General features: G+C 63.9%; 23 protein-coding genes. 14 read left to right on the top strand and 9 right to left on the bottom strand.

Features of this window, described 5'->3' with window-relative positions:
• Positions 1-19 precede the first annotated feature (19 nt).
• The 3 genes from GQ651_RS01040 to GQ651_RS01030 are packed head-to-tail and all read right to left on the bottom strand — an operon-like array spanning position 20 to position 3,251.
• On the bottom strand, positions 20-853 hold the full coding sequence (locus GQ651_RS01040; RefSeq protein WP_160762361.1) for a tyrosine-protein kinase family protein: 834 nt from the start codon (positions 851-853) through the stop codon (positions 20-22).
• Between the two features lie 23 nt (positions 854-876).
• The gene (locus tag GQ651_RS01035; protein WP_160762360.1) at positions 877-2,400 is read right to left on the bottom strand and encodes a GumC family protein; all 1,524 of its coding nucleotides are present in this window, start codon (positions 2,398-2,400) and stop codon (positions 877-879) included.
• Positions 2,397-3,251 (bottom strand): ExeA family protein, encoded by an 855-nt coding sequence (locus GQ651_RS01030; RefSeq protein ID WP_160762359.1) that lies wholly within the window; start codon positions 3,249-3,251, stop codon positions 2,397-2,399. Before GQ651_RS01030 ends, GQ651_RS01035 begins: the two co-directional genes overlap by 4 nt.
• Positions 3,252-3,754: 503 nt before the next feature.
• Here GQ651_RS01030 and GQ651_RS01025 point away from each other — a divergent pair.
• From GQ651_RS01025 to GQ651_RS01005, 5 genes are all read left to right on the top strand, one after another.
• Positions 3,755-4,444 carry a sugar transferase gene (locus GQ651_RS01025; RefSeq protein WP_160762358.1) on the top strand — a complete coding sequence of 230 codons (690 nt, stop codon included), beginning with the start codon at positions 3,755-3,757 and terminating at the stop codon, positions 4,442-4,444.
• A gap of 130 nt (positions 4,445-4,574) precedes the next feature.
• Positions 4,575-6,983 carry a tetratricopeptide repeat protein gene (locus GQ651_RS01020; protein ID WP_160762357.1) on the top strand — a complete coding sequence of 803 codons (2,409 nt, stop codon included), beginning with the start codon at positions 4,575-4,577 and terminating at the stop codon, positions 6,981-6,983.
• Between the two features lie 127 nt (positions 6,984-7,110).
• Positions 7,111-7,722 carry a polysaccharide biosynthesis/export family protein gene (locus GQ651_RS01015; protein WP_160762356.1) on the top strand — a complete coding sequence of 204 codons (612 nt, stop codon included), beginning with the start codon at positions 7,111-7,113 and terminating at the stop codon, positions 7,720-7,722.
• A 9-nt stretch (positions 7,723-7,731) separates the two neighbouring features.
• The gene (locus tag GQ651_RS01010; protein ID WP_160762355.1) at positions 7,732-9,120 is read left to right on the top strand and encodes a hypothetical protein; all 1,389 of its coding nucleotides are present in this window, start codon (positions 7,732-7,734) and stop codon (positions 9,118-9,120) included.
• Positions 9,121-9,176: 56 nt separating this feature from the next.
• On the top strand, positions 9,177-9,788 hold the full coding sequence (locus GQ651_RS01005) for a rhomboid family intramembrane serine protease (protein ID WP_160762354.1): 612 nt from the start codon (positions 9,177-9,179) through the stop codon (positions 9,786-9,788).
• Here the strand turns inward: GQ651_RS01005 and GQ651_RS01000 are convergent.
• Both GQ651_RS01000 and GQ651_RS00995 read right to left on the bottom strand, forming a co-directional pair.
• Entirely contained in the window at positions 9,778-10,440 is a 663-nt protein-coding gene (locus GQ651_RS01000; protein WP_160762353.1) for an acylneuraminate cytidylyltransferase family protein, read from the bottom strand. The two genes, GQ651_RS01005 and GQ651_RS01000, sit on opposite strands and share 11 nt — an antisense overlap.
• The gene (locus GQ651_RS00995) at positions 10,437-11,747 is read right to left on the bottom strand and encodes a 3-deoxy-D-manno-octulosonic acid transferase (RefSeq protein ID WP_160762352.1); all 1,311 of its coding nucleotides are present in this window, start codon (positions 11,745-11,747) and stop codon (positions 10,437-10,439) included. The genes GQ651_RS01000 and GQ651_RS00995 overlap by 4 nt, the downstream gene beginning before the upstream one ends.
• Before the next feature lie 82 nt (positions 11,748-11,829).
• Between GQ651_RS00995 and GQ651_RS00990 the strand changes: the two genes are divergently transcribed.
• Positions 11,830-12,864, top strand: a complete 1,035-nt coding sequence (locus tag GQ651_RS00990) for an N-acetylneuraminate synthase family protein (RefSeq protein WP_160762351.1) — start codon at positions 11,830-11,832, stop codon at positions 12,862-12,864.
• Between the two features lie 94 nt (positions 12,865-12,958).
• Here the strand turns inward: GQ651_RS00990 and thpR are convergent, their stop codons facing one another.
• Complete coding sequence (gene thpR, locus GQ651_RS00985; RefSeq protein ID WP_160762350.1) at positions 12,959-13,501, bottom strand: RNA 2',3'-cyclic phosphodiesterase; 543 nt, start codon at positions 13,499-13,501, stop codon at positions 12,959-12,961.
• Entirely contained in the window at positions 13,501-14,631 is a 1,131-nt protein-coding gene (locus GQ651_RS00980) for an acetoin utilization protein AcuC (protein ID WP_227258034.1), read from the bottom strand. Before GQ651_RS00980 ends, thpR begins: the two co-directional genes overlap by 1 nt.
• Before the next feature lie 131 nt (positions 14,632-14,762).
• On the opposite strand from GQ651_RS00980, the gene GQ651_RS00975 reads away from it, so the two are divergent.
• The 5 genes from GQ651_RS00975 to GQ651_RS00955 all read left to right on the top strand — a co-directional run bounded on the left by GQ651_RS00975 (position 14,763) and on the right by GQ651_RS00955 (position 20,468).
• On the top strand, positions 14,763-15,233 hold the full coding sequence (locus GQ651_RS00975; protein ID WP_160762348.1) for an NUDIX hydrolase: 471 nt from the start codon (positions 14,763-14,765) through the stop codon (positions 15,231-15,233).
• 140 nt (positions 15,234-15,373) lie between these two features.
• On the top strand, positions 15,374-16,381 hold the full coding sequence (locus tag GQ651_RS00970) for a TAXI family TRAP transporter solute-binding subunit (protein ID WP_160762347.1): 1,008 nt from the start codon (positions 15,374-15,376) through the stop codon (positions 16,379-16,381).
• Between the two features lie 115 nt (positions 16,382-16,496).
• On the top strand, positions 16,497-18,611 hold the full coding sequence (locus tag GQ651_RS00965) for a TRAP transporter permease (protein ID WP_160762346.1): 2,115 nt from the start codon (positions 16,497-16,499) through the stop codon (positions 18,609-18,611).
• A 92-nt stretch (positions 18,612-18,703) separates the two neighbouring features.
• The gene (locus tag GQ651_RS00960; RefSeq protein ID WP_160762345.1) at positions 18,704-19,162 is read left to right on the top strand and encodes a DUF1178 family protein; all 459 of its coding nucleotides are present in this window, start codon (positions 18,704-18,706) and stop codon (positions 19,160-19,162) included.
• A 67-nt stretch (positions 19,163-19,229) separates the two neighbouring features.
• Entirely contained in the window at positions 19,230-20,468 is a 1,239-nt protein-coding gene (locus GQ651_RS00955; protein ID WP_160762344.1) for an aspartate kinase, read from the top strand.
• A gap of 286 nt (positions 20,469-20,754) precedes the next feature.
• Here GQ651_RS00955 and betA read toward each other — a convergent pair whose 3' ends face one another.
• Both betA and betI read right to left on the bottom strand, forming a co-directional pair.
• Positions 20,755-22,410, bottom strand: a complete 1,656-nt coding sequence (gene betA / locus GQ651_RS00950) for a choline dehydrogenase (RefSeq protein ID WP_160762343.1) — start codon at positions 22,408-22,410, stop codon at positions 20,755-20,757.
• Between the two features lie 3 nt (positions 22,411-22,413).
• Positions 22,414-22,992 (bottom strand): choline-binding transcriptional repressor BetI, encoded by a 579-nt coding sequence (gene betI, locus GQ651_RS00945; RefSeq protein ID WP_227257921.1) that lies wholly within the window; start codon positions 22,990-22,992, stop codon positions 22,414-22,416.
• A gap of 78 nt (positions 22,993-23,070) precedes the next feature.
• Here betI and choX point away from each other — a divergent pair, with 78 nt between their 5' ends.
• From choX to choV, 3 genes are all read left to right on the top strand, one after another.
• On the top strand, positions 23,071-23,985 hold the full coding sequence (choX, locus tag GQ651_RS00940) for a choline ABC transporter substrate-binding protein (protein WP_160762342.1): 915 nt from the start codon (positions 23,071-23,073) through the stop codon (positions 23,983-23,985).
• Positions 23,986-24,120: 135 nt separating this feature from the next.
• Positions 24,121-24,954 carry a choline ABC transporter permease subunit gene (gene choW, locus GQ651_RS00935; RefSeq protein WP_160763904.1) on the top strand — a complete coding sequence of 278 codons (834 nt, stop codon included), beginning with the start codon at positions 24,121-24,123 and terminating at the stop codon, positions 24,952-24,954.
• On the top strand, positions 24,951-25,970 hold the full coding sequence (gene choV / locus GQ651_RS00930; protein ID WP_160762341.1) for a choline ABC transporter ATP-binding protein: 1,020 nt from the start codon (positions 24,951-24,953) through the stop codon (positions 25,968-25,970). The genes choW and choV overlap by 4 nt, the downstream gene beginning before the upstream one ends.
• Positions 25,971-26,062: the final 92 nt, after the last annotated feature.

Genomic DNA, 26,062 nt, shown 5'->3' with positions numbered 1-26,062 from the left:
GCACGCACGGCGCCGCCGATCAGTACGAGTAGCCGTAGCCTTCGCTCAGGTGCCGGCACTTGTTCAGAACAATCCCGGCCACGTTGGTATAGCCCGCGACCTCGCGCTCGCATTCGTCAATCTGAGAGACCGTCGACTGCTCGGCGGCGGCCACGATAATGGCGGCGTCCATCAACTTGAGGAAGGCACGCGCCTCGTCACTGACCAGTACCGGCGGCAGATCGAAAAGCATGATATCCGGCATATATTCGGCCTGAATTTCATCCAGCGCCTCGGCAGTACGCGCGCGGGTGACCAGCTGCGCCGGGTCGCGCACCGGGCGCGATTGGCCGCAGACTATGGTGTTCTGGTCGAGGCGAAGCGCCTGATCCTCAAAAGAGACTTTTTCTTCGAGAAAATCCGCGAAGTTGGAATTTGGCGAGAGGCCGAAAAACTTGGCGACCGACGGGCGCCGGAAATCCATGTCGAAAAGCATGCCCCGAACTTCGGGCTGGCGACCGAGACCTGCGATCAGATTGCAGGCCATGGTTGTCTTTCCCGAACCGGCGGTCGCAGAGGTCACGGCGATACGGGTCCAGTCGTTGCGCCGCATCTCGAGCAGCAGCTTTGTACGAAGGATGTCGAAAGACGCCGCTTCGGCGCTGGCGCTTGCCGCGAAGATGCGGGACTGCTGCATCCGCCGCGTGGACGGCTCTGCCGCCGGAACGCCCTGCCAGACCGAGGACAGCGCTTCAGAGCGCTGTAGCTGGCGCGACTTGACCCGCGTGTGCGCCTGGCCCTGCGCCGGGCGCGAGGGCGAACCGCCCTCTCTTTTTTCCCGCGCGCGGGCCAGTGCTGCCTGTAGCTTTTCCATCTTGCGGCCTTTTGCTGTCCTCGTCAGGGTCTGAGACGATCCATGATCTTGCTGAAGATCAGGTCGAGCGGCAGGTACTGCGTGTGCACCCACCAGAGTATCGCCGGGATACCGATGGCGATCGCCAGAATAACCAGCGTCGACAGAAGGCGCTTGCGACGGCGTCCGCCGGTGGTTTCGAGATACGGAATCGTGGCCAGCGGCTGAACCCCGAGGGCCTTGGTCAGCTCGACCGGGCGCCGGATGGCGCGGTTCAGGAGCTCGGCCAGAATGAAGAACGCACCGGCCAGTCCCGTGCCGAGCATGACGCCGCCACCGGCGATCAGGGGCCGGTTGGGCGAGGTTGGCTCCGTCGGCGGAACGGCCTGTTCCAGAACCGTGATCCGCTGCCCCTTGGAGAGAACCTCGATCCGTTCTCCGGTCTGCGCGCGGGCGAGGTTGTTCAAGGCCCGGTTATGCTGCGCTTGGATATTCGCATAATCCCGCTCGAGCGCTTCAAGCCGGATGGCATTCTGAGGCGTGCGGTTGATCGCCTCTTCCAGCGCTTCGAGTTCGGCTTCGGCGCGGGCGATGTCCTCGTTGATGGCGGCCTCACGCTGGCTCAGTTCCGAAAGCTGCAAGTTCAAAACCGTTCGGGCCGGGTCTTCGGACGAGGCATCGACGCCGGTCTCGGCCGCAACCTGCGCGCGGAGCGACTGAACGCGCGCTTCCAGTACGCGGATACGCGGGTTGCTGTCGGAATAGATCAGCCGCGCCTCGGAGAGTTCGGCCTCGGCAGCGGTCAGCTGGCTCTGGTTCGCCGTAACACGCTGCGGGGCCGAATTGACTGCGGCAGTACCCAGTTCGACAAGCCGATTGCGCTGCAAGAGTATTTGCCCCAGTTCCGACCTGGCGCGGGCGATGCCGTCGCGCAGGCTGTTCTGACGCTCCAGCTTGAACCCGAGGCTTTCCGGAAGCGCATCGGAGTTCGCTTCCTTGAATTCGAGGATCTCGACACTTTTCTGAGACAGATCTGCGTCCAGCCGCTCGACCTCCTGCTCAAAAAAGTCGAGAGTTTGCTCGGCCAGCGCCTGCCGGCGGACCGAATCCTCGTTCAGGATCAGAGAGGTCAGCTGATTGACGACGCTCGCCGCGGACTGCGGTTCGTCATGCGTGAAGCTGATGTTCATCAGCGTCGCGCGGTCCCGGCCGGCCGAGGTACGGATGTTGATCTTCTCGCGCATCTGCTGAACGACTTCGTCGGGGTTCAGGCGCGGCCCGTTCTCGAAGATGCGGAATTCGTTGGCCAGGTCGATCATATTGGCCCGGCGCATCAGCCGTTGCTCGATGATTTCGAGCTGTTCCTGCGACGGCAGCTGAACGGTCGATGCGGCGAGTTCGTCGGGGATTTGCGGGCTTTCCACCAGAAGGCTCGTTGTCGCGCGATAGCTCGGCGGAAGCGTTAGCGACAGACCGACGCCGACCGCCGAGCAAATGACGAAAACCACCAGCATGACAGGCAGTCGCTGAAGGAAGACGCTCCAGTAGAATTTGACGTCGGAGTTCATTCGGCAGCCTCTCCGGCATTCGTGATGACTGGCAGGAAGATGCCGTCTTCCAGAACCTCTTCGATGATCGCCGCATCGACGACACGGCGCTCTTCGGTGGCGGTGTAGACCATGGCAAAATCGCAGAGTTTGTTCACAAGGCGCGGAATGCCGCGCGAATGTTCCGAGACCATATCGATGGCCTCGGGCGAGAATTCGTTGCCGCTGCCGCCCACATGGGTCAGGCGGTGCTGGATGTAGCCTGCCACACCCGCCCGATCGAGGGCACCGATGTGATAGGTCGCGGTGACCCGCTGCGCGAACTGGCGCAGGTCCGGGCGCAGGATCATCTGCCGAAGCTCGGGCTGACCGACCAGAATGAGCTGCAGAAGCTCGTCCTTGTTCGAATTGATGTTGGTCAGCATCCGAAGCTCTTCCAACCCCTCGACCGACAGGTTCTGCGCCTCGTCGATCAGAAGAATGACGCGCCGTCCGGCGGCGTATTCCTCGATCACGAAGTCCTGCAACTGCTGGAACATGGCGACATAGGCGCCGGTCAGATCGGCTTCGATGGACAGCGCATTAAGCGCCCATTGCAACAGCTCGCCACGTCCGCCCTGGGCGTTCGAGATCAGACCGAGGGTGATGTCGTCATCGAGGTTCTGAAGCAGCTTCTGGATCAGGGTCGTCTTGCCGACTCCGACCTCGCCCGTGATCACCGTGATAGGAGCGCGGGTGATGACGCCGTACTCGAGCACCGAGAAGGCACGCCGATGTGCGCGCGACCAGAAGAGGAAATCGGGATCTGGAAGCAGCGTGAACGGGCGTTCGGCAAACCCGAAATAATCAACGTATAGATCGTTACTCGTCATCGCCTCTTAGCCTTCGCGCGTTATGCCCGCCGCAGAAGTCCGGGAACTGGTACAATAGTCTTGTCGCAGACGACAATATGACCTTCTCGGCACGCGTCCGCAATGCAACCTCGGACTTTTCATCACGTCACCGGCGAATCGGCAACGACATTCCGATCTAGGCACCCTGTTCGTTCTCGTTTGCGCAACAGTCGTGCAGTCTTACGTCAACCGTGTTCGATTTGCGAATTGTTAACCACGACACATTTATGACGGCAGGGACGCGAAGTTCGGCAAAAAGATGGCAAAAAACGATGAAAATCCGGGCGTTCGGCTGGGTCCCGCCGCAAAGATCGACAGCGCCCCACCCGTTAAAGCCCGCTAGGCGTGGAAAAACTTTGAAGAAATGCTGCGAAATGCTAAACCTACACTGAGCCCGCAATCAAAGCGTCTGCTGCGTAAGATTGTGTCGTTAGTGTGGCTCGGTGTGTTTTTGGGGGGCCGGACTCGGTTCGGTAGTCAGTATGACGGTACACGTTACCAATGTGAGTGATCGGATCGCGGCGAATGTCGACTCGATCCCGATTGAATCTGTTTCTCCTACCCGTGGCATCTATCGCGCGGCGCTGAAGCGCGTCTTTGACGTGACGCTTGTTCTTCTGGCGCTGCCGTTCGTGCTGCCTTTCCTTGCCCTCGTGGCGCTTGCGGTCGCCACGGACGGCCATTCCCCGATCTTCGCGCAGGAGCGCGTCGGCAAGGATGGCCGCCGCTTCACCCTCTGGAAATTCCGGACCATGGTTCCCGATGCCGAGGAAAAGCTCGACCGCTACCTGGCCGAGAATGAGGCCGCGCGCCGCGAGTGGACCGTCAAGCAGAAGCTGACCAACGATCCCCGCTGCACCCGGTTTGGCCTGGCGCTGCGCCGCACCTCAATTGACGAGCTGCCCCAGATTTTCAACGTCCTTGTGGGGGACATGTCGCTTGTCGGGCCGCGTCCGATGATGCCCTCGCAGCAATCGATGTATCCGGGCCGCGCCTATTACAAACTTCGCCCGGGAATTACGGGCCTGTGGCAGGTCTCGCCCCGCAATCAGTCGGATTTCGCGGACCGCGCGCACTATGATGACGTTTACCATGCGCGGCTGTCGTTCCCGGCGGACGCCATGATCCTGGCGAAAACGCTGGTCGCGGTTGTCCGCGGAACCGGCTGCTGAGACAAAAACGCCGCTAGCGGGAGTTTGATCTTCTACCCACTGGCTGGACTTCGTGTGTGTTGTTAGTATTTCCCCGCCGTTTTGAGGGAGCTTGTGTGAAATGACGATTGCCCGAAATTTGAGATTTGCGGTGCTTGCCGCATCTGTCCTCGCCCTTTCTGCCTGCGACACTGCCGAAGAGCGCGCGCAGAAGCATTTCGAAAGCGGGCTTGAGTTGATCCAGGCCGGTGATGTCGAACGCGGCCTTGTCGAGCTTCGCAACGTGCTCACGCTGGACGAATTCCACACCGAAGGACGCAAGCTCTATGCGCGCACCCTGCGCGAGATGGGCAATGTGGCGGAGAGTTATCAGCAATACCGCTCTCTCGTCGAAACGTCTCCGGATGATTACGAGTCCCGCCTCGCGCTGGCCGAAATGGCGATCTCGGCTCAGAACTGGGAAGAGGTAAGCCGCCATGGGTCGGTTCTGGTCAATGCCAATGTAGACCTCGAAGGGACCGACATCGTCGATCTGACGCTGCGGTTCCGCGACGCACTCCTCGCCGAAGACGAGCCTGCGGTCCGGGAACTGACCCGCGAGGCCATTGCCCTGATCGACCGGCATCCCGACGACGTCACGCTGCGTCAGATCGTGGTCGAGGGCCTCGTGCGCGAGGGCGACCTCGAAGGCGCGGCCGACCAGCTTGATGCCGCGATCCGGATCACGCCCGACGACCGCCGTCTCTATATCGCCAAGGCCCGCCTTCTGGCCCAGCTTCAGGACGGTGATGCGCTTGAAGAGCTGCTGCGCCAGACCGTCGCCCGCTTCCCTGACGACAACGAAAGCAAGATGGCGCTGATCCGCCTCTATTCGAGCCAGGGCCGGACTGACGAGGCCGAGGCATTTCTTCGCGTCAACGCGGATGCCACCGGCAAAGAAGGCGACCTTGTCACGCTGATCTCGTACCTTCGTCAGTCACGCGGCAACGATGCCGCGCTTGAAGAGATCGAGACGCGCCTCGCCGCTGGCTCCGAGACCGGGCTTCTGACCGCGCTGAAAGCGGCCATCCTTTTCGAGACGGACGACCGGCAGACCGCGATCGCGCTGCTTGAAGCGGAGGTCGATGGCGCCGAACCGTCGGAACAGAACGACCGCTTCAAGGTCTCTCTTGCCAAGATGCTGCTTGCCGAAGGCAACGAGGTCGGCGCGCGGCAACTGGTCGAAGAGGTTCTTGCCCATGATGGTGCGCAGGTCGAAGCGCTCAAGATGTCGGCCACCTGGCTGATCGAGGACGATCAGCCCGAAGTCGCCATCGACCGGCTACGGGTGGTTCTGGATCAGGAACCCGACGATGCCGCCGCCATGACCCTGATGGCTGACGCACATCTGCGTATGGGCGACACCGAGCTTGCGCAGGATCTTCTCTCGCTGGCGGTCGAAGCGTCGAACAACGCGCCTGCCGAAAGCATCCGTTTTGCCCGCGTTCTGTTGAATGACGAACGCTTCCGTCCTGCCGAGGACGTTCTGATCTCGGCGCTGCGAAACGATCCGGGCAACTTGCAGATGCTGTCGATGCTGGGCGACGTCTACGTCGAGACCGAGGACTGGGGCCGCGCAAACCACGTCGAGACCACACTACGCCGTGACACAGCGGAAGCGGCGCAGGCGGCCGCGGACCGGCTTCGCCTCAGCATACTGTCCCGACGCGAGGGCCGCGATCAGGCCATCTCCTATCTGGAAAGCCTGGCCGAGGGCGAGGAAGGCGCGGAGCGCGCGCAGCTTCAGCTGATCCGCGCCCGGCTGGCTTCCGGCAATGTCGACGAAGCGGTCGAGATCGCCAAAGCGCTCCGTGCAGACCTGCCTGACAGTGCTGCTGCCGGTCTTGTTCTGGGCAACACCTATATGGCGGCAGGCGATTACGAGAACGCCGAGGGCGTCTTTAACGAGGTGGTCGACGCCGCGCCCCAGATCGAACGCGCCTGGATACAACTGTCGCGCGTTCAAAGCGCCCTTGGCCGCCGCGACGATGCGCGGGCCACGGTCGACCGTGCGCTTGCCGCCCGTCCGGATGCGCCGAACCTGCTTTGGGCAAAAGCGTCTTTCCTTGAGCGCGCCAACGACATCGACGGAGCCATTGCGATCTACGAGCAGCTCTACGAGACCAATTCGAATTCGCTTGTCGTCGCCAATAACCTGGCCAGCCTTCTGGCAACCTATCGGGAAGACGAAGCCAGCAAGCAACGCGCCTTCGCAGTGGGTCGTCGCCTGCGCGGCACCGACGTTCCGCCGTTCCAGGACACCTATGGCTGGCTTCTCTACCGCCAGGGCGAATTTGCCGAAGCTCTCACCTATCTGGAGCCGGCGGCTCAAGCGCTGGCCAGCGATCCGATCGTTCAATACCACCTGGCAATGACCTATCTCGCGGTCGAGCGAGAGGCCGATGCGCTGGCACAATTCCGCCTTGCCGTCGAACTTGCCGACGAAAACGACCCCCGCCCGCAGATGCAACGTGCAAGAGAAGAAATCGACCGCCTGGCAGATGCCAGCGTCGCTCAGTAAGGCAAACGGCGGCTGTCGCGGTCGGATCACAGTCCAGACCGCGGCCGTGTGATTGTAAAATTGCCACTTTAAATGCGGTATCCGCCTGCCGCATAGTGCTAGAAAGGCCTGGGTTATGGGTGTTCAGATGAAAACGATCGTTCTTGCTATCGTCGCGATGCTTTTTGCGACCACGGCGTTCGCGCAGGGAAACTATGCAATCCGGTCCGGTGACCGGCTGGCTGTCGAAGTGCTCGAAGACCCGTCCCTGAACAGGTCGGTTCTGGTTCTTCCGGACGGGACCATCAATTTCCCCTTCGCCGGCACGATCCGAGCTGGCGGACAGACCGCAGCACAGGTGGCGAATGCGATCACCTCGGGCATCGCGTCCAACTTCAACAGCGCGCCCAATGTCTTCGTGACCGTGACGTCGCTGCGCCCGCGCGAACCCGTCATTCCCGGCAGCGGCCCGACCGGCCCGACCGTAGACGTCTTCATGATGGGTGAGATCGGCGCACCGGGCGCCAAGGCCCTGCCCCGCGGAACCACGCTGATCCAGGCACTGGCCACCACCGGCGGCTTCACCCGCTTTGCAGCAACCAAACGCATCATCCTTCGGCGGACGGACCCGGCAACGGGGCGTCAGACCGTTTCCAGAATAAACTATAAGGCAATCGCGGACGGAACGGCCGTCGGGCAGGATATCATCCTGGCGGATGGCGATGTGATCATCGTGCCGGAACGCCGCCTCTTCGAGTAAGTAGAGCAGATGAAAATAGCGCGACCGGGACCACTTCTCCTTCTCGCGACACTGACGCTGACCACGGCGTTGCCGGCTGGCCTCCTCGCGCAGGAGGCCACAGGCATTCGTGGCACCCTGTCGGTGACGCAGGGCCTTGAATGGAGCGATAACCGCCGGCTCGACATCGTGTCCCCGGGCAGCACCCTGACCAGCGTCACCCGCCTGGGCTTTGGGGCAATCAGCGAGACGCGGACGCAACAGCTCAATTTCAACGTGGACGGCAGTATCGAAGGCAGTTTCGGTGACGGCGCGACCGATCAGGAAGATTTCCGCATCGTCAGCGACAGCATCCGCCTCGGCTATAGCAGAAGCGGGGCGAATTCGCGGCTGAGCTTCGACGCGAGCACAACCACGCGCGAGATCGACGACGATGTGATCGGCTTCTTCGTGAACGGCGAATTCGACCCGAATGCGCTGGTGCTCGACGGTGGTGAAGTCGAGCGGACACGCCTGAGCGCGCGGATCGAAACCGGTCTTGAAGGGCCCTTCGGACTGGACGTTTCGGCACGGAGTTCGACGCGCGACTATGTCGACACGACCGACCCCGAACTGGTGGATCAGGAAACCGTCTCGCTCGATGCGACGGCACGGTTCCGCATCCGGCCCAGCCTTGCGCTTCGGGCGCGCGCCGGGATGTCCGAGACCGACGAGACCGAACTCGGTGTCGTTCAGACGACCTCGCGGCGCTATCTGGGCTTCGGTGTCGAGGCCGAAAGCGCGGGCGGTTTGGCATTCACCGGGGACCTCATTCTCGACAAGTCCCAGACCGATCAGGACGGCGTAGAGGTCAGTGACGATGACGGTGTCGGCTTCGAAGTGACCCTGGAACAGGCGCGGCCGAACGGATCGGTCGGCTTCGAGGTGACGAGCCGTGTGGACAACTCGGGACGCCGCTCCTCGGCCCGCGTCCTCCGCTCGATCGACATGCCGACCGGCGCGCTCAGCTTCTCGCTGGGCCTCGTCGATCAGGAAAACGCGGATATCGAGTTTACCAGCAGCCTCGCCTACGCGCGCGAGACGCCGGCGGGCCGCGTCACCGCAAACCTGCAGCAATCGCCGTCTACCGACGCGGGCGAGGCCTTCCTGAACACGTCGTTCAGCCTTGGCCTGACGCGGGAACTGAGCCAGATTTCAGAACTGGGCGCATCGATCGAGTACGGCTCTGCACGCGCGTTCACCGAGGACGACGCGGATCGGCGGGCTACATTCGGCGTGACCTATCAACGCGAGCTGACCCGCGACTGGGACCTGACGGCGGGCCTTGAGCACACCCGCGTCGATGACGCCGACGACGAGGACCGGTCCTCCAACACCGTCTTCATCAATATCGGCCGCGACTTCGACTTCGGCTTCTGAGCCCGGCCTTGTCCGGACCGAGCGACACGACATCCCCGATCAGCAGCGGCGGCTCCATGGCCGTTGTCGTTGCGCTGATCGTCATCTGCACCGGTATCGAGGCGGTTCTGATCGCGGGAGATCTGAACCTTTTCCCGTCGTTCCGGCTCAGGCAGTCGGTCTACGAGAACCTCGGCTTCTGGCCCGGTCTTCTGGAAGACTGGCGCCCCAACTATCGCTTTCAGCCGGCGCTGATGTTTCTGACCTACGGCTTCCTCCACAGCGGGATCGTTCACCTCGCGGTCAACATGATCACGCTGGTGTCTCTGGGGCGGGCGCTTCTGGCGCGGATTTCGACGTGGCAGTTTCTGATCCTCTACGCGGCGTCGATCCTGGGCGGCGCGGCAGGCTTTGCCCTTCTGTCAGACAGCTATCGCCCGATGGTGGGGGCCTCCGGCGCGCTTTTCGGTCTCGCCGGGGCGATCCTCGCCTGGGAGTATGTCGACCGCTTCACCTTCCGCGAGCGGCTCTGGCCGGTTCTGCGGGCCGCGCTGATCCTGATTGTCCTGAATGTGGTGCTCTATTTCGCGATGGACCGCCTGCTGGCGTGGGAAGCGCATCTGGGCGGCTTCGTCGCGGGGTGGATCACCGCGCTTCTGATCGATCCGCGCGGGCGGCCTACGGCCTGAGCAGCGTCTCAATCCGCTCGAGATCTTCCATCGTGTCGATGTCATGTGACCGTTCGGGCGGCATGACATGGGCGGCTGTCCGCTCGGTCGCGAAACCACCGTTCCGCAGAAACCACTCGGCGTCGAAGACATAGACCGCGCCGTTCGGGCGATAGACCGGAGGCAGCGCCTGACGGTTGGTAAAGGGATGCGACGGGTCCGACAGTGCATGGAACCGGCCATCGCTCAGAAGGCCGTATTTCAGCACACCCCTGTCCGCTTCGGTCACGCTCATCACGAGGTCAGAGTCACCTTTGCCATAGAGCGCGACGGCGTTGCGGATGTCGTCGACGGTCCTGAGCGGCGACGTCACCTGCAGGAGGACAACAGGCCCCGTGATCCCCTGCCCCTCAACCGCGTCGGCGATCACAGGGGCCATGGGCGTGTCGTCACGGGCCAGCGCCTCGGGGCGCGGGTGCAGCGTGACGGGGGCGGTGTGCTCCATCGACAGTAGTTCGGGAATATCGGTGGACAGGATCACCCGCGCCGCGCCCGCCTCGACCGCCTGATCGACGGCGCGTTGCCAGAGGGGAACGCCGGCCAGCGGACGCAGGTTCTTGCCCGGTAACCCCTTGGACCCTGCCCGTACGGGAACGATGGCGGTAAAGCTCATGCGGCCCCCTGCCCCAGCACGGCCCGCGCGATCCGCTCGGACGCGCCCGCATGGGCGGCGTGAAAGGCGCGGTAGCGCGCGGGGTCGTCTTCAAGAGCGGCGATCAGCATGTCGGCAAGATGTCCCGGACTGTCACACACCGTCAACACGCCTGCCGCGCGGGCCTCTTCGCCGGGGAATTCGATGGTCCAGATATGCGGTCCGGTGACGACGGGCTTTCCAAGAGCCAAGGGCTCGATGATGTTATGCGCACCCTTCTCGACAAATCCGCCGCCGACGCTGACGGCGCCCGCGAGAGCGAGGTAGAAGAACATCTCGCCGAAACTGTCCCCCAACAGCACGTCCTTATCCTCCAGCGAGCCTGTGAGACTCAGATCAGCGTCGAAGACTTCGCTCCGCTGAGCAAGAGACAGTCCCGCCCCACCGATCCGGCTTGCCGTGGCATCGAAGAACTCCGGGGCGCGCGGCACCCAGATGACCAGCGGACGTGCCTCATGGGCTGCAAGCGCACGGGCGGCTTCAAGGTAGACCGCCTCCTCGCCCGCAACGACAGAGGCGAAGGTCACCACCGGGCGACCTTGCAACCGGTCGGTCAACGCCCGGGCGGCCTCCAGATGGGTGGCAGGGGGCGGGATGTCGAAGCGCGTTTCCCCCATCGCGTCGACCCGCTCCGCCCCCAGCGCGCGGAACCGCTCTGCCATTCGGTCGGATTTGGCGAAGACGCCATGGGCCAGCGCCGCCGGGTGCGTCCCGAGAAGACGCTTCAGACGCAGGGCACGGGGGAAGCTTTTGCCGGGCACCTGCGAATTGGCGAGCCAGAGGTCGACGCCAGACGCGGCCGCCGCGCTGATCATGCCGGGCCAGAACTCCATCTCCATTACCAGTCCTGTCCGGGGACGGTGGAGGGCAAAGAACCGCTTCCAGTACGGCGTCCGGTCAATGGGCGCGAACCGAATGGCGACGCGGCCATCCGCGATCTCGTCCGCGAGCGCCTTTTCCGATGCGCGGCGCCCGGCAGGCGTGGCATGGGTCAGGATCACGCTTTGACCTGCAAGCAGCAGCCGGCGGATCAGCGGCTCGGCCGAGCGGTATTCACCAAGCGACACCGCGTGAACCCAGATGTCGGCCTCGAACGGCGCACCCTCACCACGGCGTTCATCCCAATGGTCGAGATACATCGGGTCCCCGCCGCCCCGGCGGCGGAAATAGCGCCAGATCTGCGGCTCGGCGGCGGCGAGCGCGGCCTGATAGCCGGCCATGGCGAGGCGATATCTGAGGGTTGCGGGCATCTGGCCGATCAAGGCCATGCCCGTCCGGCCAAGGCAAGCCTTCTTGTGAGCAAACCCCGATTGAGGCTAGACCCATGGCAACAGTCAGGAGAGCACCCCCATGCAGATCGCCCACCGTAAAATCGGCCCCGACCAGCCGCCCCTCGTTATCGCGGAAATCGGGATCAACCATGGCGGCGACCTGGACGTGGCGCGCCACATGGTGACGCTGGCCGCGCGGTCGGGCTGCGAGATCGTCAAGCACCAGACCCATTTCGTCTGGGACGAGATGACGGAAGAGGCCAAGGAGATCCTGCCTCCCAATGCGGGCGGCAAGTCGATCTGGCAGGTGATGGAGGAATGCGCTCTCTCCGCCAAGGACGAGATCGCGCTCAAGAAACACGCCGAGGACCTTGGTCTGATCTATATCTCGACGCCGTTTTCGCGCGCGGCGGCAGATTTCCTCGACGAGCAGAACGTGCCGGCCTTCAAGATCGGCTCGGGCGAGGCGGATCACCTTCCGCTCATCCGACACATCGCGTCCAAGGGCAAGCCGGTGATCATGTCGACGGGCATGCAGACGATCGAGACGCTTCGGCGTTCGGTGGCTATCCTCGACGAGGCGGGGATCGATTACGCACTTCTGGAATGTACGAACCTCTACCCGTCGCCGCCCGAGATCGTGTCGCTGAAGGGCGTCACCGAGTTGCAGAAGGCGTTTCCCCGCGCGGTGGTGGGCTTTTCCGATCATTCGATCGGGCCCGAGATGGCGCTGGCGTCGGTTGCCCTCGGAGCCTGCATCCTGGAGCGGCACTATACCGACACGCGGTATCGGGCGGGCCCGGATATCATCAATTCAATGGACCCGTCCGAGCTGCGGCACCTGATCGACCGAAGCCGGGAGATCTGGATCGCGCTTCGGAACGAGAAGCAGCGGACGGGGCCGGAAGAGGCAGTCTATCGCTTTGCGCGGACGAGCGTCGTCGCGGATCGCGATCTGCCCGAGGGTCATCTGATCGAAGAGGCCGACATCTGGGGCCGCCGCCCCGGCTCGGGCGAGATTGCGGGATACGAGTTCGACAAGGTGATCGGTCGGCGGCTTACCCGCGCGGTCAGCCGGAACACTCAGCTTCGCTGGACCGACCTCTCGGACTAGAGGGGTTGCGCCGGGGCTGCGCCCCGTCGCGGTGGTCGGAGGGGCGCTGCCCCTCCGAACCTCCCCGGAGTATTTCCCAACAGAAGAAGACGGATCAGCGGAGCGGGTACTGGGCCAGAACCTCGTAGTCGGGCCCGCGCCTCCCGAGATGGGAGCGCATAAGGTTCAGCGCAATCGGCCGAAATGCGGGTCGGCTGAAACTGCCGTGGCGAAGGAGGAGATGCGCGAGGTCGTTCGCCGCCTCCAGGTCGCCTTCGGAATAGCGGGCCAGCGTCACGTGAGGAACGTAGCGGCGGCGCGGCAGATCGAGCCCCGCCTCGCGGGCAAGGCGCGCGGTGCGCTGATGGAGCGCGTCGAGCGGGGCCACAGGCGCGACGCCGACCCATATCGCGGTTGGCGCGGAATGTCCGAAATGGCCGATACCCTTGAGGGCGATCTCTCCTCTGCTAAAGGGCGCGGCACCGAGGAGGTCGTGCAGATCGCTCGCGGTTTCGTCCCGTACCCCGTCGCCAAGATAAGCGATGGTGATGTGAAAGAGGTCCGGCTCGACCTGACGCCCGCCGCTCATACCGGACTGAAGCCCCGCGAGCGCGTCGCGATCGTCGTCGGGGATGTCGAGGGCGAGGAAGAGGCGCATCAGACCCAGACCGCCTGGCGTTCGGTGAGGGTTGCGACGCGGGTCCGAACCTCGTCGCTGATTGCGCCGTTTCGGGGTGCGTCCCGAAGCGTTGTGAACCAGTGTTCCGGCGGATTTCGGCCCGCGCGGCGGCCCGGCCAGACGAGACCGCGGAGCACCGCCTCGGCTTCGGGCGGCAGACGCTCGGGGATCTCGGCGCCTGTCAGCGTGGCCCAGACGCCCGTCCAGAGGCGCCCGACGCTCCACGGATTGTAGCCGCCGCCGCCGAGCACGAGAGTGCGTGGCGACAGGGACGCGAGGCTTCTTGCGATCTGCCAATGGGCGTTGTTCGAGAGGGTAAGCCGCGAGAGCGGGTCTTCGGACACCGCGTCGGCACCGCATTGGAGGACGACCGCGTCCGGCCGAAAGTCAGCCACCAGGGGAAGGATGATCCGGTCCCGTATCAGCGCCATATCGTCATCGTGAAGCCCCCTCGGCACCGGCAGGTTCCAGACCTGCCCCGCGCCGCGATCTTCGAGCGCGCCGGTGAAGGGCCAGCGGCGTTCCTCGTGCACCGAGATGAGAAGGGTCTCTGTGTCATGGGCGAAGGCGTGTTCGACCCCGTCGGCGTGATGCGCGTCGATATCGACATAGGCGACACGCCGCGCGCCGTGATGCCGGAGCGACAGGATCGCAAGGACCGGATCGTTGAAATAGCAGAACCCGTTCGCCCGGTCGGGCAGTCCGTGATGGGTGCCGCCCGCAGGGGAATAGACCACGCCGCCCGTCTTCAGGAGTTCCCCGGCGAGGATCGACGCGCCCGCCGCCGTGGCGGGACGGCGGTACATCTCGGGGAAGACCGGATTGGCATGCGTGCCGAGGTGATAGCGCGCCCGGACCTCCTGTGTGACCTGTCCGGTCTCTTCCGCGTGGCGGACCGCCGCGATGTAATCCGGGTGGTGCCAGGCGGCGAGCGCGGCGGGCGTGGCGCGCGGGCTGCGGATGAAGCGGTCATCGGGCAGCCAGCCTAGGGCCCGGGACAGGTCCATCACTGTCGAGACGCGCGGGATCGCCAACGGATGCCAGCTTCCGTAGCTGGACGTCCGGTAGATCTCGTGCCCGATGAAGAGTGGAATGGCCTGCCCCGTCATGCGCCCACTTGTGCCACAGCGCCACGCCCCGAACCATGCGGCACTTCCCATCCTCCCAATAAAGTGTTAACTTTTCTCGATAAAAATTCGGGATAAGTGCCAGAAGGCATATGAGGCAACCGCAGAAGAAGATGTCAGTCGGGAAGATCAAACAGCGCCCCCTGAAGCTTGGGGGGGATGACAAGCGTAATGTCCGGACGCAATTCGGCGCCGTTTGCTGGCGCCAGCATCGGGACGAGGTGCAGGTTCTTCTTGTCACGTCGAAACGCTCGAAACGCTGGATCATCCCCAAGGGCTGGCCGCAGGACGGGGCGACCCCGGCGGAAGCGGCGATGACCGAAGCCTGGGAAGAGGGCGGCGTCGAAGGCAAAGTGCGGCCGGTCTGCCTTGGCATCTACAGCTATTCGAAGGAACGCAGCGACAACGAGAACATGCCCTGCGTGGTCGCGATCTTTCCGATCAAGGTGGCCAACCTTGCCAAAAGCTGGCCCGAGGAACGGCGGCGGAAGCGGCGCTGGTTCTCGTTGAAGAAAGCCGCGGGTCTTGTGGAAGAACCCGAGCTGTCATCCATTCTGCGCAAGTTCGATCCTTCGGCGTTCTGAGGGGTCTGCACGGTTTTTGCGCAGTCGCACGCCCGCGGCCCGACCGCGAGCGCAAACATTTCTATCGCCCTTTCCTTCCCCGCAACTATTTGATTGATTTGCACGGACCCTGATGGGTTACCGAATACGGGAGGAAAAAAATGTCTTACATGAAGACGGTGGCCGCTGCGGCCGCCATTTCGCTGAGCCTTGGCGGTGCTGCCCAGGCCGAAGAAGCAAGCTACGTGCTGGCGACGGCCTCGACCGGGGGCACCTATTACCCCGTCGGCGTTGCGCTTTCGACGCTGGTGAAGGTCAAGCTGGAACCGGGCGAGAAGATCGGCATGTCCGCGATCTCGTCCGCCGGCTCGGGCGAGAACGTGCGCCTTCTCCGCGAAAACGAAGCCCAGTTCGCGATTATGCAGGGCCTTTTCGGCAGCTATGCCGCGACGGGCACCGGCCCTGTCACCGAGGCTGGCCCGCAGGAAAACCTGCGCTCGGTCACCATGCTCTGGCAGAACGTCGAGCAATTCGTGATCGCCAGCGACTCCGTGGTCAACGGCACCCTGTCCGACCTTGTCGAGCTCAAGGGTCAGGCGATGGCGCTCGGCGCGCAGAACTCGGGCACCATCGGCTCGAACCGCGCGCTTCTGAGCGGCATGGGCATCGACATCGAGGCCGATTACGAGTTGGTCTACGGCGGCTACGGCCCCTCGGCCGAGGCGCTGCAAAACGGTCAGGTCGTGGGCATCTCCACGCCTGCAGGCGTGCCGACCGGTGCGATCTCGCAGCTTTTCGCCTCTGCCGGTGACAGCGTCACGCCGCTGAACGTGACCGAGGAAGAACTGGCCATGGCCGATGCCGGGCGGAACCTCTGGACGCCTTTCCTGATCCCTGCCGGCACCTATCCCGGTCAGGACGAGGACTGGAACACCATCGCCCAGCCGAACTTCCTGGCCACCAATGCCGATGTCTCGGAAGAGAATGTCTACATGATCACCAAGACGATCTACGAGAACCTTCCCTTCCTTCAGGCGATCCACCCGGCCACCAAGGCGATGTCGCTTGAAGCGGCGATTGCCGGCCTGCCTGTTCCGCTGCATCCCGGTGCCGCGCGCTTCTATCAGGAGCAGGGCATCGAGATCCCTGCGCGCCTGATCGCGAACTAAGCCTACGGGCATTGAACAACGCTCCGGCGCGGCCGTCCGCCGCGCCGGAGTCAAAACGGACGCGTGACAAGCGCGCCTCAGCCGGGAAATACTCCGGCGACAGGGAGGGACAGCCATGAGCGACGAGCCGCAGACGGAACTGATCTCGGACGACGCGAGGCGCGACTATTCCGGCTGGGCCGAGACGGCGCTTCACCTTCTGGCTTTCCTGATCGCTGTCGGACATATCTATGTCGCCTTCGATCCGGTCATTTCCGAGCTTCAGAGAAACGCCTACCATTTCGCGGGCTTCGCCTTTCTTGCCGCCGCCTATTATCCGCTGATTTCCGGGCAGACCCGATCAACGGGCATGAGAGCATTCGACCTGACCTTCGGCGCGCTGATCGCCGCTGCCGCCATCTATCTGCCTGCTGCCGAAACGCCGATCTATGACAGGGGTGTGAACCTGATTGCGCTCGACTGGATCGCCATCGCCATCTGCATCATCGGCGCGATCGAGCTGACCCGGCGCATGACGGGCTTTATCATCCCCGTCCTTATCATTCTGGCGCTGACCTATGTGGGCCTCTGGGGCGCCTGGATCGGTGGCATATTCAGCTTTCCGGGCCTTTCGTGGGAGACGATCGCCTTCCGTGCCATCTATGGCGACGACGCGATGTTCGGCACGATTGCGCGTATCTCGTCCACTTATGTGTTCCTCTTCATCATCTTCGGCGCGTTTCTTCTGCGCTCGGGTGCGGGCGATTTCGTCATCAACCTTGCCCGCGCGGTGGCGGGTCGGATGGTGGGCGGACCGGGCATCGTCGCCGTTATCGCATCCGGACTGACCGGCACGATCTCGGGTTCCGCCGTCGCCAACACGGCCTCCACCGGAGTGATCACCATCCCGCTGATGAAGAAGGCCGGCTTCAGGCCGCAGTTCGCGGGCGGGGTCGAAGCCGCGTCCTCGACCGGCGGCCAGCTCATGCCGCCCATCATGGGCGCAGGGGCCTTCGTCATGTCGACCTTCACCCAGATCAGCTACGAAAAGATCGTGGCGGTCGCGGCGCTTCCCGCCCTTCTCTATTTCCTCTCCGTGGCCTTCTTCGTCCGAATCGAGGCACGCCGGCTGAACCTTCAGCCCATGGAGAACGACGGTGAGACGCTCGGCTCGGCCTTCCGCAAGGGCGGCGCGAGTTTCGTCATCCCGATTGCGGGCCTGATCACGCTTCTGGTCATTGGCTTCACCCCCACCTACGCGGCGGTCTTCGGCATTTTGGCGGTTATCGCCTCGTCCTGGCTGACGGAGAACCGGATGGGACCGCGGGCCGTTTTCGAGGCTCTGATCATGGGCACGAAGGGCATGATCATGACCGCCGTCCTGCTCTGCTCGGTGGGTATCGTGGTCAACGTAATCTCGACCGCCGGTGTCGGCAACACGTTCAGCCTGATGATCGCGGACTGGGCGGGCGGCAACCTGTTCATCGCGCTCATCCTTGTGGCGCTTGCGAGCCTTGTCCTGGGCATGGGCCTGCCGGTGACCGCAGCCTATATCGTGGTCGCCACGCTCAGCGCGCCCGCCATCGCGGGCATGATCCAGGACCGGGAAGTCATCGCGGCGCTGGTGGCGGGCACGCTCGATCCGGGCGCGCAGGCCGTGCTGATGCTGGGTGCGCCCGAGACCATGGGTCTTCTCGCAGGCCCGATCCCCCATGCACAGGCTGCCGAGATTGTCCGCGCCCTACCGCTTGAAGTCGCCGCGCCTCTCCGTGACCTCGTCGTCCAGCCCGAGGCAGCGCTGGCTGCCGTGCTCTCGGCCCACATGATCATCTTCTGGCTGAGCCAGGACTCGAACGTGACACCGCCCGTGGCGCTTGCGTCCTTTACGGCTGCGGCGATTGCGAAAGCGCCCGCCATGGCGACTGGCGTTGCAAGCTGGAAGCTGGCCAAGGGGCTGTACATCGTTCCCATGATCATGGCCTACACACCGTTCCTCTCCGGGAACTGGGGCATTGCCTTCACGATCTTCGCCTTCGCGGTCTTCGGCATCTACGGGCTGGCGGCGGCGCTTCAGGGCTGTATGGAGCGGCCCATCGGCATCGTCATGCGCGCCCTCATAGGTGTGGCGGGCGTGGCCTGCCTCTGGCCCGGCGATCTTCTGATCAACGCAGCCGGTGCGGCTGCGGTGGTGGCGCTTCTGATCTTCAACATCAAGATGGGCAAACCCCGCCCGGCCCCCGCGAACGCATGAGGTCGCCCCTCCTGCGACATCGTCGGAATTGAATGGCGAGGCTGAACGCACTACTTCACGGATAGGAAACTTCGCTCTGCTATCGTGACCAGATGATCCGCTACACGCTGAAATGCGACAACGACCATCGCTTCGAAAGCTGGTTCCAGTCCGCCGAAGCCTTCGAGACCGTGCGCGCGCAGGGCTTTGCCACCTGCCCTGACTGTGGCTCCGCGAAGGTTGAAAAGACCTTGATGGCCCCGACGGTCAGACCGGCGCGCAAGGCGGCCCAACCCGTCGCGTCAGCGAATGCCGAGCCCCCGGCGCAACCGATGTCGGCCAATGCCGATGCGGATGTCGCCGAAGCGGTAAAGAAACTGAAAGAGCATATCGAGAAGAACTCGGAATATGTCGGCGACCGCTTCGCCAGAGAGGCGCGCGCCATGCACGAAGGCGAAAGCCCCCAACGCGCCATCTATGGCGAGGCGCGGCCCGAGGAGGCACGCAAGCTGGCCGAGGACGGTATCCCCGCCCTGCCGCTTCCCTTCATCCCGCGACAAAAGACCAACTGATCCGCCTTCCTCTTGCGGGCGCCGCGCCTTGCCGCTAAGCCGTCCGCGATTTGAGGGACAGGTCAAGATGCCCACGCTCGTGATGAAATTCGGCGGCACCTCCGTCGCCACGCTCGACCGTATTCGCCGCGCCGCCAAGCGCGTGGGCCGCGAAGTGGCCAATGGCTATGACGTGATCGTCATCGTCTCCGCCATGGCCGGGAAGACCAACGAACTGGTCGGCTGGGTCGAGGAGACCTCGCCCATTTTCGACGCACGCGAATATGACGCGGTGGTGTCCTCGGGCGAGCAGGTGACAGCGGGCCTGATGGCGCTGACGCTGCAGGAAATGGACATCCCCGCCCGGTCATGGGCCGGCTGGCAGGTGCCGCTGAAGACCAACAGCGCGCATTCGCAGGCCCGGATCGAGGAGATCCCGCCGGACAACATCAACGCGAAATTCGCCGAAGGCATGCGGGTTGCTGTCGTCGCGGGCTTCCAGGGGATCAGCCCCGAAGGCCGGATCACGACCCTTGGCCGCGGCGGGTCGGACACGACCGCGGTGGCCTTTGCCGCCGCCTTCGGGGCCGAGCGCTGCGACATCTACACGGATGTGGACGGTGTCTACACCACCGACCCCCGCATCACGTCGAAAGCGCGCAAGCTTGACCGGATCGCCTTCGAAGAGATGCTGGAGCTTGCCTCGCTCGGCGCGAAGGTGCTGCAGACGCGCTCGGTCGAACTGGCGATGCGCTACAAGGTGAAGCTGCGGGTGCTGTCCAGCTTCGACGACAATGACGAAACCGCGGGCACTCTGGTCTGCGACGAGGAGGATATCGTGGAAAGCAATGTTGTTGCCGGCGTCGCCTTCAGCCGCGACGAAGCGAAGATGACCCTTCTGTCGGTGGCCGACCGCCCCGGCATCGCCGCCGCGATCTTCGGGCCCCTGGCGGAAGCGGGCGTGAACGTGGACATGATCGTCCAGAACATCTCGGAAGACGGGCGCACTGACATGACATGGTCGCTTCCCGTGAACCAGATCGCGCGGGCGGAAAAGGCGATGGCCGCGGCCAAGTCTTCGGGCGAGGTGAATTTCGCGGAACTGGTCACCGATGACGGGGTGGCCAAAGTCTCGGTCGTGGGCATCGGGATGCGCAGCCATGCCGGCGTCGCCAGCCAGATGTTCAAGGCGCTCCGCGACGAAGGCATCAACATCAAGGTCATCACGACCTCGGAGATCAAGATCTCCGTCCTGATCGACAGGAAATACATGGAACTGGCGGTGCAGGCGCTGCACGACACTTTCGGCCTCGATAAACCCGCCTGAGGCGGTTGCGCCGGCCTATCGGCCGTCGCCCGGGCAAGGGGGCTTTGCCCCCCTCGGTCCGTTCCGGACCTCACCCCCCAGGATATTTCAGGGCCGATAATGAGCGCGGCCCGCCTCCTTCTTGGAAACGGGCCGCCCGGTCATTACCGGCCACGGTCATCGGCATCCCTGCCTGTACCGTAGGGCGACCCTGTCCGATCAGCGTAAACAAAGCGTTATTATTGGCCCTCAAATATCCCGGGGGAGGCACCGAAGGTGCCGGGGGCAGAGCCCCCTGTCCGGCCAGTCATCTTTGGGACGTTTGCCAGTCCGGGTGCATCCATGGCTCGGAGGAATCCTGCGGGAGCGTTTTCCCGAGGATATGGTCGCTCGCCTTTTCTCCCACCATGATCGAAGGCGCATTCAGGTTGCCGTTGGTGATTTGCGGGAAGATCGAACTGTCGGCGACACGAAGCCCGTTCACTCCGATCACGCGGCATTCGGCATCGACCACGGCCTGCCCGTCGCTCGCGTCGCCCATCCTGCAGGTGCCGCAGGGGTGATAGGCGCTTTCGGCATGTTCCCGGATGAAGTCGTCAAGTGCGTCGTCCGTGGTGACCGCGGTGCCGGGCGAGATCTCGGATTTCACGAAGGGCTGGAACACATCCTGTGAAAAGATCTCGCGGGTGAGGCGAAGCGCCTTCCGGAAATCCACCCAGTCCTCTTCGGTCGACATGTAGTTGAAGCGGATGCGTGGCGCCGCCGCCGGGTCAGCAGACGAAAGCCGCACATCGCCACGCGAGGGAGAGCGCATCGGGCCGACATGGGCCTGAAACCCGTGTCCCTCCGACGCCGCGCGCCCGTCATAGCGAACGGCGAAGGGCAGGAAGTGGAACTGGATGTCGGGATAGTCCACGCCCGCATCCGAGCGGATGAAGCCGCAACTCTCGAAGTTGTTCGAGGCCGCGAGCCCCTTTCCCGTAAGGAGCCATTGCGCCCCGAGGATCCCTTTTGCAAGCGGGTTCCAGTAGCGATAAAGCGTGATCGGCTGTTTCGAGGCCATCTGGAAATAGACCTCCAGATGGTCCTGAAGATTGCCGCCGACGCCTGGAAGGTCGGCCAGAACCGGGATTCCGTGCTCGGCCAGATGCTCTGCCGGGCCGATGCCGGAGAGCATCAGGAGCTTGGGCGAATTGATCGAAGACGCGGCGAGAATGACCTCGCGCCCTGCCATGACATCCACCTGACCGCGCGCCGTGGCGATCCGGACGCCCTCGGCCTGCCCGTCACGGATGATGACGTTCTCTGCCAGTCCGCGCACCACGTGGCAGCGACCCGTCGCAATCGCGGGTTTCAGATAGGCGTTGGCGGCAGACCAGCGGCGGCCTTGCCAGACCGTCTGCTCCATCGGGCCAAAACCTTCCTGTTGCGCGCCGTTATAATCATCGGTTACCGGGTAGCCCGCCTGTCGCCCGGCCTCGACAAAGGCCTTGTAGAGCGGATTCCGGCGAGGGCCGCGGGTCACGTGCAGCGGTCCGTCAGTGCCCCGCCATGCGGGATCGCCGCCGTGGCCGCCGTCGTGCCATGTCTCCATGCGCTTGAAATAGGGCAGCACGTCAGCAAAGGACCAACCCGTCGCGCCCATTTCGGCCCATGTATCGAAGTCACGGGCGTGGCCGCGCACATAGACCATACCGTTGATCGAGGACGAGCCGCCGATGACCTTGCCGCGCGGGCAGACAAGGCGGCGGTTGTTCAGATGGGGTTCCGGCTCGCTGGAAAAGCCCCAGTCATAGCGGCGCATGTTCATCGGATAGCTGAGCGCCGCAGGCATCTGGATGAAGGGGCCGGCATCCGATCCGCCATATTCGATGACGATCACAGAATGGCCGGCTTCGGTCAGCCGGTACGCCATTGCACAGCCCGCCGACCCTGCGCCGACGATGACAAAATCCGCCTGCATGGGTCAGCTCCCGGAGAGTTCGGCCCCGAGGGCCTGAAGAACATGGCGCGCCGCCGCCTCGCCGTCCGGCGCACCGGGTGCCAGCCCCTGATTCAGATAGGCGCCATCGATCAGAAACGCCGCCCGCTCGGCGAGCGCCAAGGCGCGGTCGCCCGCCAGGGGCCGGAGCGCGGACAGAAGGTTCGAGCGAAGACGCCCGGCATAGACGCGGTGGAGCCGCGCCGCCTCGGGAGAGGACAGGGCGAGCACGTAGAAATTGAGCCAGGCCGAGACGACATCCGACCGAAAGTTCGACGGCGCGAACGAGCCTTCGACGATTGCCTCCAGTCGTGCCCAGGGCGCCGTCTGGCGGCCAAGGCGGCGGGTGACCTCTCGTCCATAGTCGCGGAGCACATGACGCATCGCGGCCAGAAGGATATCGTCCTTGCCTCCGAAATAGTGATGCGCCAGCGCGCTCGACACGCCTGCGCGGCGCGCGATCCGGCTGACGGTCACGTCAAGCGTCCCCGCGGCGCCGATTTCGGCGATCGTCGCGTCGATCAGGGCGGCACGTCTTATCGGTTCCATTCCGAGCTTGGGCATGTTCATACTCTTGTCAGATGTCAGGGCCGGATAGCCGGTCTTTAATTGACTCGTCAATCAATAAACAGGGGGATGCCCATGAAACTGAAAACAACCTTGTCCGCACTCGCCATCGTCGCGGCCGCGCCGGCGCTTGCCGATTGCGATACCGTCACATTCTCGGATGTGGGCTGGACCGACATCACGGCGACCACTGCGGCGACGACGCTGGTGCTGGAAGCGCTCGGCTACGAGACCGACGTCAAGGTGCTGTCCGTGCCGGTGACCTATACGTCGCTCGCCAACAAGGATGTCGACGTCTTTCTCGGCAACTGGATGCCGACCATGGAGGCCGACATCGCGCCCTACCGCGAGGCCGGGACTGTCGACACGGTGCGCGCGAACCTCGAAGGGACCAAGTACACGCTGGCCACAAATGCCGCCGGCGCCGCCCTCGGTATCGCCGATTTCGCGGACATCGCCGAGCATGCGGAGGCGCTGGACGGCAAGATCTTCGGGATCGAGGCGGGCAATGACGGCAACCGCCTGATCCTGGATCTGATCGCGGCCGATACCTACGGGCTTGGCGCGATGGAGCTGGTCGAAAGCTCGGAGCAGGGCATGCTGGCGCAGGCCAAGCGTCTGGATTCGCGCGGCGAACCGGTGATCTTCCTTGGCTGGGAACCGCATCCGATGAACGCCAATATCGAGATGACCTATCTCACCGGCGGCGAGGAATGGTTCGGCGCGGAAGGTCAGGTCTATACCAACACCTCCGCCGGTTACGTGGACGAATGCCCGAATGTCGGGGCTCTTCTGAAGAATCTCGAATTCACGCTCGCGATGGAGAACGAGATCATGGGTGCGATCCTCGACGACGGGCAGGACCCGGATGAGGCGGCGTCCGCATGGCTGGCGGCCAATCCCGGCGTTCTGGAAGGCTGGCTCGACGGTGTGACCACGAAGGATGGCGGCGACGCGATGGCTGCCGTCAAAGGCGCGCTCGGCCTCTGACGAAGTGTTTCGCCGCGTGCCGCGGCGACCGGCCGGGGGGCTTACGTCCCCCGGACCCCCGAGAGTATTTCACCAAGAAGAAAACAGACGGCGCCGGGACAGACATGCGCCGCGCACAAGGGATAGGGACAGGTGCTGGACTGGCTGACGGATAACAAGATTCCGGTGGGGGACGCAGCGGCTGCCGTCTTCGACTGGCTCCAGGTCAACGGGGCGTTTTTCTTCGATGCCCTCTCTGACGGGCTCGATGCGATGATCGACGGCATTCTCTGGGTGCTGCAAACTCCGCATCCGATCCTAGTCGTACTGGTCTTCGCAGGGCTGACCTATCTGCTGCAGCGAAGCTGGAAGGCGGCGGCGTTTACTCTTGTCGGGTTTCTCTTCATCCTGAACCAGGGCTATTGGGAGGAGACGACCGAGAGCCTGACGCTGGTTCTTTCGGCCTGCGTGGTCTGCATGGGGCTGGGCGTGCCCATCGGGATCGCGGTGGCGCACCGTCCCCGGCTTTATGCCTGGATGCGGCCTGTCCTGGACCTGATGCAGACGCTGCCCACCTTTGTCTACCTGATCCCCGCCATCGTGTTTTTCGGGATCGGCATGGTGCCGGGCCTGATCGCCACGGTGATCTTCGTCCTGCCCGCGCCGATCCGCCTGACCCATCTGGGTGTGTCGAAAACGCCGATGCCGCTGCTGGAAGCCGCGCGCGCCTTCGGTGCGACGGGCTGGCAAACGCTGGTCAAGGTCGAACTGCCTTATGCGTTCCCGCAGATCATGGCCGGGCTGAACCAGACGATCATGCTGTCGCTGTCGATGGTCGTGATCGCGGCGCTCGTGGGCGCAGACGGCCTCGGCGTGCCGGTGGTCAGAGCCCTGAACCAGGTCAACACCTCGCTCGGCTTCGAGTCGGGCTTCATTATCGTCGTCGTGGCCATCATGCTCGACCGGATGCTCAGGGTGGACCGGTCATGAGCGCGGTCACCTTCGACAACGTCTCGATCGTCTTCGGAGACACCCCGGACAGCGCCCTGCCCCTGATGGACAAGGGACAGGAGCGCGCCGAGATCCAGAAAGAGACCGGTCAGGTCCTTGGCGTGCACAACTGCTCGCTTGCGGTCGAGCATGGAGAAATCCTCGTGCTGATGGGGCTGTCGGGATCGGGCAAATCGACGCTTCTGAGGGCAGTGAACGGGCTGAACCCGGTGATCCGGGGGCGCGTTTTGGTCGAGGATGGCAAGGGACAGGTGGATATCACCCATGCCGACGCCAAGACGCTCCGACGGATGCGGCTGACGAGTATTGCGATGGTGTTCCAGCAATTCGGCCTGCTGCCCTGGCGCACTGTCCGGGACAATGTGGGGCTGGGCCTGGAACTGGGCGGCCTTTCGCGCGCCGAGCGGCGCGAGCGCGTCGACCGGCAGCTTGAGCTTGTGGGCCTCGGCGGCTGGGGCGACCGGAAGGTGGGCGAGTTGTCGGGCGGCATGCAGCAGCGTGTGGGCCTTGCCCGCGCCTTCGCGACCGAGGCGCCGATCCTTCTGATGGACGAGCCTTTCTCGGCGCTCGACCCGCTGATCCGCACACGGCTTCAGGACGAGTTGCTGGAACTGCAGGAGCGTCTGAACCGCACCATCATCTTCGTCAGCCACGATCTCGACGAGGCGTTCAAGCTGGGCGACAAGATCGCCATCATGGAGGGCGGGCGTATCGTACAATGGGGAACGCCGCGCGACATCTATTCCAACCCGTCCAACGAGTATGTGGCGGACTTCGTCGCCCATATGAGCCCGCTTGGCGTGCTTTGCGCGCGGGACGTGATGGAGCCGGCCACGGGCGGGACAACGACGACGGTTGGTGCAGACGACGAGATCGCGGATGTGATCCGTTCGGTTCTGGCGGGCGATGCGCCGGTCGCTGTCGCGGAAGACGGTGTCACAATAGGGCAAATATCCCGTGCCAGTGTGCTGAAGCGGCTTCTGAACGAGAGCTGAGGCAGCGTTTGGCAATTCCGCCCTGCGCTTGATAGAGTGATGCGAATACCGTCCGATCCGGGCGGAGAGGCATGTGGAGCGGGTCGCCCAAC

Origin of the sequence: Kangsaoukella pontilimi (assembly GCF_009830125.1) — a bacterium.
In the GTDB taxonomy this organism is placed as follows: domain Bacteria; phylum Pseudomonadota; class Alphaproteobacteria; order Rhodobacterales; family Rhodobacteraceae; genus Kangsaoukella; species Kangsaoukella pontilimi.
Note: the sequence above shows the minus strand (reverse complement) of the source record. Positions and strands in the feature narration are given on the sequence as shown.